Genomic DNA, 8,692 nt, shown 5'->3' on the forward strand with positions numbered 1-8,692 from the left:
CGTCCTTGAGGACCGCGATGCGGTCGCCCATGGTCAGGGCCTCGGTCTGGTCGTGCGTGACGTAGACCGTGGTGACGCCGAGACGACGCTGGAGCGAGGCGATCTGGGTGCGGGTCTGCACGCGCAGCTTGGCGTCGAGGTTCGACAGCGGCTCGTCCATGAGGAACACCTGCGGCTGGCGCACGATGGCGCGGCCCATGGCGACGCGCTGACGCTGACCACCGGAGAGGGCCTTGGGCTTGCGCGAGAGGTAGGGCTCGAGGTCGAGCAGCTTGGCCGCCTCGAGGACGCGGGTGGCGCGCTCCTCCTTGCCGACGCCGGCGATCTTGAGCGCGAAGCCCATGTTCTCGGCGACGGTCATGTGCGGGTACAGCGCGTAGTTCTGGAACACCATCGCGATGTCCCTGTCTTTCGGGGGCACGTCGGTGACGTTGCGGTCGCCGATGAAGATGTCGCCGCTGTTGACCTCTTCGAGGCCGGCGAGCATGCGCAGGGTGGTGGACTTGCCGCAGCCCGAGGGGCCCACGAGGACGAGGAACTCGCCGTCGGCGACCTCGAGGTCGATCGCGTCGACCGCGGGACGGGTCGAGCCGGGGTAGAGACGGGTTGCCTTGCTGAACGTCACGGACGCCATGATTCATTTCTCCTTCACCGGCAGGTACGTGCCGGACGATCCTTCGTGAACGGATTGGTGATCACCCTGGGTCAGCGGTGACCACTCCGCCCAGCATGCCACAGGAGGTGACTCATCCCCACCTCTCCGGGGGCCACGGAGTCACGATCCGGCCACGGGTTGTTTGGACTTTTCCCAGTCCGCGCTCGTACCATCGACCGGGCCCTCCACCTCCTCGGGCCCGTTCAGCCCCCTACGACGCGACCGCGACCTCGTCGCGCATCGGAGAACCGTTCCATGACTGACATCGGCCCCTCAGGCTCCGAGCCGCTGAGCAAGAACGCGACCAAGAACCAGCGCCGCGCAGCCGCCCGCGAGCGCGCCCAGCTCGCCCGCAAGAAGCAGAAGCGCCGCCAGAAGACGGGCCGCTGGCTGCTGCAGGGCGGCCTCGTCGTCGTGGTGCTCGCCATCGTCGTGGCCGTCGTCGTCGTGATCACCAACAGCATCCGTCCCGCGGGCCCCGGCCCCGCCAACATGGCCAGCGACGGCATCCGCATCGGCCAGGACTTCGTGGCCGAGACGACCCCGGCCCTCGGCGCCGACGACGAGCCCACGGCCACCGAGACGACCGCGTCGTCCGACACCGTCGACATCGTCATCTACCTCGACTACCTGTGCCCGATCTGCGGCGGCTTCGAGGAGGCGAACAACGAGTACATCGCCGGCCTCGTCTCGTCGGGCGCGGCCACGGTCGAGTACCACCCGGTGGCGATCCTCACGAACAGCTCGCTCGGCACGAAGTACTCGAACCGAGCCGCCAACGCGGCGGCGTGCGTCGCGAACTACTCGCCGAACTCGTTCTTCGACTTCAACACCGCCATGTTCGAGAACCAGCCCGAAGAAGGCACGCGCGGTCTCGACGACGCCCGCCTCGCCGAGATCGCGACCGGCGTCGACGGGGTCACGTCGGCGTCGCAGATCACGCAGTGCATCGACGACCAGGAGTTCGCGTCGTGGGTGGGCGCCGCCACCGAGCGCGCGCTCGACGGCCCGCTGCCCAACAGCAACGTCCAGTCGTTCCGCGGCACCCCCACCGTGCTCGTCAACGGCCAGCAGTACGAGTTCAGCCAGCCGTTCACGAACGAGGAGTTCCGCAACTTCGTCGTGACCGCCGCCGGCAACAGCTACGCGGACGCCGCGACCGCGACGCCCACGCCCGCGCCGACCGAGGCACCCGCCGAGGTGGCGCCGGCCGAGACCCCCGCCGGCTAGGTCGTCATGCGGGGGTGCGGCAGCACCCCGTCGAGCGCGTCGGTGCGCAGCGGCAGCTCGTGCAGCGCGACGTCCCGCACCGCGCCGGCGTCGAGCACGAGCGTCAGGTAGGTGGCCCGCGGCTGGCGCCGACGGTCGGTCGGCGAGCCGGGGTTCAGCAGCCGCAGGCCGGCCGGGGTGGTCGTGTCCCACGGGATGTGGCTGTGGCCGAAGAGGAGCAGATCGGTCTCGGGGAAGGCGCGGTCCATCCGGGTCTCGCGCCCCTCCTTCTGTCCCGTCTCGTGGACGACGGCGAGGCGGACCCCGTCGATCGTCGTGCGGGCCACCTCGGGCAGGCGGGCGCGCAGGTCGTCGCCGTCGTTGTTGCCCCAGACGGCCACGAGGAGGCGCGCCCTGGCCTCGAGCTCGTCGAGCAGCGGCACGCCGGTCCAGTCGCCCGCGTGGACGACGACGTCCGCCCTCTCGACCGCGCTCCACACGGCCGCGGGCACGGCCTTCGCCTTCTGCGGGACGTGGGTGTCGGACACGACGACGACGGAGGTGCTCATGGCGCCCAGGGTAGGCGGGCAGGATGGGGGCGTGCGTGTCTCCGTCGTGATCCCGGTCCGTGACGACGCGCGTCACCTCGAGGTGTGCCTGCGGTCGCTGGCACGCCAGACCGTGCTGCCCGACGAGGTCGTCGTCGTCGACAACGGCAGCTCGGACGACAGCGTCGCCGTCGCGCTGGCCGCGGGCGCCCGCGTGCTGCACCAGCCCGTCGTCGGCATCGCCGCCGCGGCCTCGACCGGCTACGACGGTGCGCTGGGCGACCTCGTCGGGCGCTGCGACGCCGACAGCGTGCTGCCGCGCACCTGGGTCGCCGAGCTGTCGCGCACCTTCGACGAGCGACCCGAGGCCGTCGCGGTGAGCACCGGGGCCCGCTTCTACGACGCCCCCGTGGGCCTGCAGCGGATCCTCTCGCTCGGCTACGTCGGGGCGTACCACGTGCTCGTCGGGGCCGGCCTCGCGCACTGGCCCCTCTTCGGCTCGACGATGATGATGCGGCGCTCGGCCTGGGTCGCGGTGCGGGACGAGGTGCACCGGCGCGACGCCGGGCTGCACGACGACATGGACCTCGCGGTGCACCTGGGCGACCTCGTGCTCGGGCAGCCGGGGCGCATCGTGTGGCGCCGCGACGTCGTGACCTCGATCTCGGCCCGCCCCTTCGCGCGCGGCGGCCGGCAGTGGCTCCGCAGCACGCGTGCCGTCCGGTCGTTCGCGGTGCACGGGCGGGACGGGATCCCGTTCGTCCGCTGGTGGCGCCGCGACCCGTTCTCGCTGCGCGCGGGGCTGACGGGCGGCGGGTCGGCCGGGGCACGCCGGGCGAGATCCGGCCCTCGGGCACGCTGACGCGGTTCGATGGGTCCTGTCGGCCGACCGGTCCGGCGATACGTGCCGCCCCGATCGGCCCCCGAGACGAACAGGACACCACGTGGCCCTCTTCCGCAGCCGCGCGAGCGACGCGACGGCCGACGCCGCCGAGGCCGTCGCCACCCAGGCGAACCAGTGGGGCGACCCGTTCGGGCGCCTCGCCACGCGCTCGATCCAGATCATCGTGGTCGTGGTGGTCGCCGCCGGCCTGATCTACGCGTTCAAGACCCTCAGCCTCGTCACCATCCCGGTGCTGCTCGCCCTGATCTTCGCGTCCGCGATGCACCCGGTGGTGTCGTTCCTGCGCAGGCACCGCGTGCCCTCGCTGCTCGCGACCCTGATCGCGCTGTTCGGCATCCTCGCCGTGCTCGGGCTCGTCGGCTGGTTGGTCGTCTGGGCCGTCGAGAACCAGGCCAGCATGCTGGTGTCCTCGGCCGAGAAGGGCATCGGTCAGCTGCAGGACTTCATCACCACGCTGCCGTTCTCCATCACCGACGAGCAGGTCGAGAGCGTCCGCGACACGGTCGTCGACTTCCTGACGAGCGCCTCCTTCGGCTCGGGCGCCCTCGCCGGCGCGAGCGCCGTCGGCAGCTTCGCCACGGGCCTCGTGCTGATGATCGTGGTGCTGTTCTTCTTCCTCAAGGACGGGCCGGCGATCTGGGAGTTCATGCTCCGTCCGTTCCGCGGCCAGCAGTACGCGCGTGCGCGCCGCATCGGCGACAAGACCGTCGAGACGCTCGGCGGGTACGTGCGCGGCACGGCCACCGTCGCCGCCGTCGACGCGATCGGGATCGGTGTCGGCCTCTGGATCATCGGCGTGCCCCTCGCGCTGCCGCTCGCCGTCGTCGTGTTCCTCACCGCGTTCATCCCGCTCGTCGGCGCGACCGCGGCCGGCATCCTCGCCGCGCTCGTGGCGCTCGTCGCCAACGGGCCGATCGACGCCATCTGGGTCATCGCCGTCGTGGTGCTCGTCAACCAGCTCGAGGGCAACCTGCTGCAGCCCGTGCTGATGGGCCACACGCTGCGCCTGCACGGCCTCGTGATCCTCGTCGCGCTGACCGCGGGCACCGTGCTCGGCGGCATCGTCGGCGCCGTGATCGCCGTGCCGCTGACGGCCGTCGCCTGGGGCATCGTCGGCGTCTGGAAGGGCCCGGACCAGCCGGCCGAGATGTTCCGGCAGAAGAGACCCGAAGAAGTCCGCTAGCCCACCGCTGATGAGCGCAGGAGGCGCGGTGTCCGTTCGTCGGGCACCGCGCCTCCTTCGTGTGGCCGCCCGGAAAGAAAAGTGCGTGATCTGCACGGAAATGGTTGCGGATCGTCAACTGAGGCGTATGGTTGTGGTTCTACAACTACCTGGCCGACGACGTCCGGGCCCCCCATCTCAGAGTCACCACGGAGCCGACCTTGTCGCAGACCACCACCACCGCCGCCGCGGGCGCGGGCACGACGCCCGCAGTGCCGCACGAGCCGGGCGAAGCGCCCGGCATGAGCCACCGCGAAGTCCTCACGGCCCTGTCGGGCCTGCTGATGGGCATGCTCGTGGCGATCCTCTCGTCGACCGTCGTGTCGACCTCGCTGCCGCGCATCGTCAGCGACCTGAACGGCAGCCAGACCTCGTACACCTGGGTCATCACGGCGACGCTGCTCGCGACCACCGTGAGCACGCCGCTGTGGGGCAAGTTCTCCGACCTCACGAACCGCAAGGTGCTGCTGCAGGTGGCGCTCGTGCTCTTCGTGCTCGCCTCCGTCGCGGCCGGCTTCTCGCAGAACACCGCGACGCTGATCACGTTCCGCGTGTTCCAGGGCCTCGGCGCCGGCGGCCTCACGGCCCTGGTGCAGGTCGTCATGAGCGACATCATCAGCCCGCGTGAGCGCGGCCGGTACATGGGCTACCTCGGCGCCGTGATGAGCGTCGGCACCATCGGCGGCCCGCTGCTCGGCGGCGTCCTGACCGACTCGATCGGCTGGCGCTGGAACTTCTTCGTCGGCGTGCCCGTCGGCGTCGCCGCGCTCATCGTCATCCAGCGCACCCTGCACCTGCCTCCGAAGCCCAAGAAGGCCGTCGTCGTCGACTACTGGGGCGCCGGCCTGATCGCCGGCGGCGTCTCGCTGCTGCTCGTCTGGGTGTCGCTCGGCGGCAAGCAGTTCGAGTGGGCCTCGACCACCAGCTGGCTGATGGGCGTCGGCGCGGCCGTGCTGCTCGCGCTGGCCGTCGTCGTGGAGTTCCGCTCGAAGGAGCCGATCATCCCCCTGACGCTCTTCAAGAACCGCACCTTCACCTTCGCGGTCGTCGCCTCGCTCAGCGTGGGCGTCGCGATGTTCGGCACCAGCGTGTTCCTCGGCCAGTACATGCAGCTGGCCCGCGGCCAGTCGCCCACCATGGCGGGCATCCTGACCCTGCCGATGGTGCTCGGCCTGCTCATCTCGTCGATGGTCGCCGGTGCGCTCATCTCGAAGTACGGCAAGTGGAAGCCCTACATGATCGTCGGCTCGATCCTGCTGGCGGCCGGCCTGTTCCTCATGTCGACCATCGAGTACGACACGAACTTCGCGATCGTCTCCGTCTTCATGGCGATGATGGGTCTCGGCATCGGCATGGTGATGCAGAACCTCGTGCTCGTCGTGCAGAACTCGGTCGACGTCAGCGTCGTGGGCGCCGCCTCCTCGAGCGTCGCGTTCTTCCGCAGCCTCGGCGGCACCATCGGCGTCTCGGTGATGGGGGCCGTGCTCGGCACCAAGGTCTCCGGCTACATCACGGACGGCCTCACCGACGCGGGCGTCGACCCCAGCGCCCTCGGCAGCGGCGGCTCGACGAGCATCCCCGACCTCAGCACCGTGCCCGGCCCGATCCGGACCATCATCGAGTCGGCCTACGGCCAGGGCGTCGCCGACGTGTTCCTCATCGCGGCACCGCTCGCGGTCATCACCATCGTGTTCGTCTGCCTGCTGCCGAACGTCGAGCTCGGGACGAAGACCGGCATCCAGCGGGCTGCCGCGTCGGGTGACGGATCGGGTGCTGGTGCTGCTGCGACGGCTGGTGCTGCTGGCGCCGGTACGGCTGCTGCCGCGCCTGACGACGCCTCGGCGGTCGAGAAGGGCGTCGCGGCCACGGCAGGGCTCGCCCCGTCCGTGTCGAGTGCGCCCGCCACCACGACCGACGGCGCCTCGACGCCTGCCCCCACGTCGCCTGTCGACCAGGGCGACGACGAGCCCGTGGTCGACCCGGCGGACACGAAGGCGGACACGCCTGCTGCAGCGACCGCGGCCGGGCGACGCCACCACTCCCACGCCACGACGGGCACCGGTACCATCGACACGATCATCGCCACCGGTGCCGCCGAGGTGGCAGGCCACCCCGTGTCGGACGACGAACTGGCCGAGAGCCCGGTGTTCTCGTCCCTGGTCGAGGAGAAAGATGTCGCAGCCGACCGATGACGGCACGCCCGCGGGCTCGGTGCTCGACTCACCGCGCCCGGCGGACGTCACCGCGCCGCGGCTGGCCAGCCCGGACGACGACGGCCGTGAGGGCCTGATGGCGAGCGTCGTCGACGAGATCGGCTCGATGATGGTCGAGGCCAAGCGGACGATCGCCGCGGCGGCCTCTCGGTTCGATCCGGACGTCCCGCCCACCGCGTTCTACGTGCTCCGCTACGTGATGAAGCACCAGCCCTGCACCGCCGGCGACATCGTCAAGGCGATGGCCCTCGACAAGAGCGCCGTCAGCCGCCAGGTCGCGCTGCTGCGCGAGGCAGGGTTCGTCGACGTCGTCCCCGACGCCGCCGACGGCCGCGTGATGACGCTCGGCAGCACCGACCGGGCCGAGGCGCGGATGCTGGAGGTGCGGCACGAGAACCGCGCCGTGTTCCGCAGCCACGTCGAGGGCTGGACCGACGACGAGCTCGCCGAGTTCGCCGGCTGGCTGCACCGCTTCAACACGCCCGCTGACCCGCGGTAGGCGACCCGCGCCTCCTCGGGGCTGCTCTACGGGCGAGTTCGTCCGAGACGGGCGGTCGTGGCCGCCCGCATGCGACGAACTCGCCCGTCCGCGTGCCCGGGGTCGCTGCAGGCGACGACGAAGGCCCCCTCCCGGTGCGGGAGGGGGCCTTCGTCGTGCAGGCGCTAGATCGTGGCCGTGTCGATCACGAAGCGGTAGCGGACCTTGCTGCCGACGACGCGCTCGTAGGCGTCGTCGATGTCGTCGGCGCTGATCGTCTCGATCTCGGCGCCGATGTGGTGCTCGGCGCAGAAGTCGAGCATCTCCTGCGTCTCGGGGATGCCGCCGATGTTCGAGCCAGCGAGGCTGCGGCGACCGCCGATGAGCGAGCCGGCCCCGAACGACTGCGGGTTCTCGGGCAGTCCGACGAACACCATCGTGCCGTTGAGACGGAGGGTGCGGGCGTAGGCGTCGATGTCCATGTCGGCCGAGATCGTGTTGATGATCAGGTCGAACGAGCTGCGAAGCTCCTTGAACGTGGCCGGGTCGCTCGACGCGTAGTAGTGGTCGGCACCGAGCTTCAGGCCGTCCTCCTGCTTGGAGAGCGTCTGGCTGATGACGGTGACCTCGGCGCCCATGGCGTGCGCGATCTTCACGGCCATGTGGCCGAGTCCGCCCATGCCGACGACGGCGACCTTCTTGCCGGGGCCAGCACCCCAGTGCTTCAGGGGCGAGTAGGTCGTGATGCCGGCGCAGAGCAGCGGCGCGGCCTCGTCGAGCGCGATGCCCTCGGGGATCGACAGCACGTAGTTCTCGTCGGCGACGATCTGCTTGGCGTAGCCGCCGTAGGTCTCTTCGCCCGAGTACTGGCGGCCGTTGTAGGTGGGCACGTTGCCCTTGACGCAGAACTGCTGCTCGCCCGCGAGGCAGTTCTCGCACTCGCGGCAGCTGTCGACGAAGCAGCCGATGCCGACGCGGTCGCCGACCTCGTGCTTCGACACGTCGGAGCCGACCTGGGTGACGACGCCGGCGATCTCGTGGCCGGGGACCATCGGGAAGATGGCCTTGCCCCACTCTTCACGGGCCTGGTGGATGTCGCTGTGGCAGACGCCGGCGAAGGCGATGTCGATCTGGACGTCGTTCGGGCCGACGTCGCGCAGCTGGATGGTCGAGCGCTCGAAGGGCGCGCCGGCCGAGGGGGTCTGGATGACGGGGACGGTGGTGGGCATGGAGATACCTCCGTGTGGTGGCGGGTCGTGCGCACCCGGGTGCGGGCGCGCGGGATCCCGACGTCGTCGTGGGGATGACTCCAGCCTAGGCACGGCCGCCGACACCGGCTCCTGACGGGAACCGTTCTCAGCGCGGCGACGAGGGGGCGTCGTGGGGTGCGGCGGGTTCCTGTGTGATGCGGCGGGTCCGTGCCCCCGGCGGCGGGCGGGCGCCGGCCCGCCGCGGGCGACGGC

At 70.9% G+C, this 8,692-nt stretch carries 8 protein-coding genes; 5 read left to right on the forward strand and 3 right to left on the reverse strand.

Going from position 1 to position 8,692, the window contains the following annotated elements; translation table 11 throughout:
• Positions 1-634, reverse strand: a 634-nt coding sequence (locus tag RWM17_RS09390; RefSeq protein WP_314103021.1) for an ATP-binding cassette domain-containing protein, incomplete at its 3' end; no start/stop codon positions are given.
• A gap of 276 nt (positions 635-910) precedes the next feature.
• Between RWM17_RS09390 and RWM17_RS09395 the strand changes: the two genes are divergently transcribed.
• Complete coding sequence (locus RWM17_RS09395) at positions 911-1,885, forward strand: thioredoxin domain-containing protein (RefSeq protein ID WP_314103022.1); 975 nt, start codon at positions 911-913, stop codon at positions 1,883-1,885.
• On the opposite strand, the gene RWM17_RS09400 is transcribed toward RWM17_RS09395, so the two are convergent.
• Positions 1,882-2,433, reverse strand: a complete 552-nt coding sequence (locus RWM17_RS09400; protein ID WP_314103023.1) for a metallophosphoesterase — start codon at positions 2,431-2,433, stop codon at positions 1,882-1,884. The genes RWM17_RS09395 and RWM17_RS09400 overlap by 4 nt on opposite strands.
• Positions 2,434-2,464: 31 nt before the next feature.
• On the opposite strand from RWM17_RS09400, the gene RWM17_RS09405 reads away from it, so the two are divergent.
• The 4 genes from RWM17_RS09405 to RWM17_RS09420 all read left to right on the forward strand — a co-directional run bounded on the left by RWM17_RS09405 (position 2,465) and on the right by RWM17_RS09420 (position 7,250).
• A complete protein-coding gene (locus RWM17_RS09405; protein WP_314103024.1) occupies positions 2,465-3,274 on the forward strand; it encodes a glycosyltransferase family 2 protein in 810 nt (269 codons plus the stop codon).
• An 82-nt stretch (positions 3,275-3,356) separates the two neighbouring features.
• Positions 3,357-4,499 carry an AI-2E family transporter gene (locus tag RWM17_RS09410; protein WP_314103025.1) on the forward strand — a complete coding sequence of 381 codons (1,143 nt, stop codon included), beginning with the start codon at positions 3,357-3,359 and terminating at the stop codon, positions 4,497-4,499.
• Between the two features lie 200 nt (positions 4,500-4,699).
• The gene (locus tag RWM17_RS09415; RefSeq protein WP_314103027.1) at positions 4,700-6,730 is read left to right on the forward strand and encodes an MDR family MFS transporter; all 2,031 of its coding nucleotides are present in this window, start codon (positions 4,700-4,702) and stop codon (positions 6,728-6,730) included.
• Complete coding sequence (locus RWM17_RS09420; RefSeq protein ID WP_314103028.1) at positions 6,711-7,250, forward strand: helix-turn-helix domain-containing protein; 540 nt, start codon at positions 6,711-6,713, stop codon at positions 7,248-7,250. The genes RWM17_RS09415 and RWM17_RS09420 overlap by 20 nt, the downstream gene beginning before the upstream one ends.
• 164 nt (positions 7,251-7,414) lie before the next feature.
• Here RWM17_RS09420 and RWM17_RS09425 read toward each other — a convergent pair whose 3' ends face one another.
• Positions 7,415-8,458, reverse strand: coding sequence for an NAD(P)-dependent alcohol dehydrogenase (locus tag RWM17_RS09425; RefSeq protein WP_314103030.1), 1,044 nt, complete (start codon positions 8,456-8,458; stop codon positions 7,415-7,417).
• Positions 8,459-8,692 lie beyond the last annotated feature (234 nt).

Source organism: uncultured Frigoribacterium sp. (genome assembly GCF_963515265.1).
Lineage (GTDB): Bacteria > Actinomycetota > Actinomycetes > Actinomycetales > Microbacteriaceae > Frigoribacterium.